This window comes from Paractinoplanes ferrugineus (assembly GCF_016862195.1).
Classification (GTDB): domain Bacteria; phylum Actinomycetota; class Actinomycetes; order Mycobacteriales; family Micromonosporaceae; genus Actinoplanes; species Actinoplanes ferrugineus.
In genome coordinates this window covers 1-594 of sequence record NZ_BOMM01000129.1, presented here as the reverse complement: position 1 = coordinate 594, position 594 = coordinate 1, and the positions used below count along the sequence as shown (strand labels likewise).

1 protein-coding gene is annotated in these 594 nt (G+C 65.8%); it reads right to left on the bottom strand.

All coding sequences use genetic code 11. The annotated features are described in order from the left end of the window. Positions 1-594, bottom strand: a 594-nt coding sequence (locus tag Afe05nite_RS43545) for an SPFH domain-containing protein (RefSeq protein ID WP_203823229.1), incomplete at both ends; no start/stop codon positions are given.

Sequence of the window (594 nt, the reverse complement as noted above, 5' to 3'; positions counted from 1 at the left end):
GCGTCGAGGCCTTCCTTCGGCACGTCGCCGACCATGTTGGCCAGCCCACCCATCGCGCCACCGAGACCCTCGAGAGCCTTCGTCAACTCGGTCGGCAGGATCCACACCTTGTTCGCGGTGCCGTTGGCGATCTGCGGAAGCGCCTGCAGATACTGGTAAGCCAGGACCTTCTGCGACGGATTCGCCGTATGAACAGCGTCGAAAACTGTCCGGATCGCCTTCGCCTGACCCTCGGCCTGCAGGATCCGCGACTGCCGATCGCCGTCGGCCCGCAGCACCGTCGCCTGCTTCTCACCCTCAGCCGTCAAGATCTGGGCCTGCTTGTGACCCTCGGCGTTCAGGATCGTCGCCCGGCGCTCCCGCTCGGCGCGCATCTGCTTCTCCATCGAGTCACGGATGCTCGGCGGCGGCTCGATCGCCTTGATCTCGACCCGGGTGACCTTGATGCCCCACCGGCCGGTGGTCTCGTCCAGCACCGTCGACAGATGCCGGTTGATCTCCTCCCGGCTGGTCAGAGCCCGCTCCAGGTCGAGGGAACCGATCACGTTACGCAGGGTGGTGACGGTCAGCTGCTCGATCGCCTGCAGGAAGTTG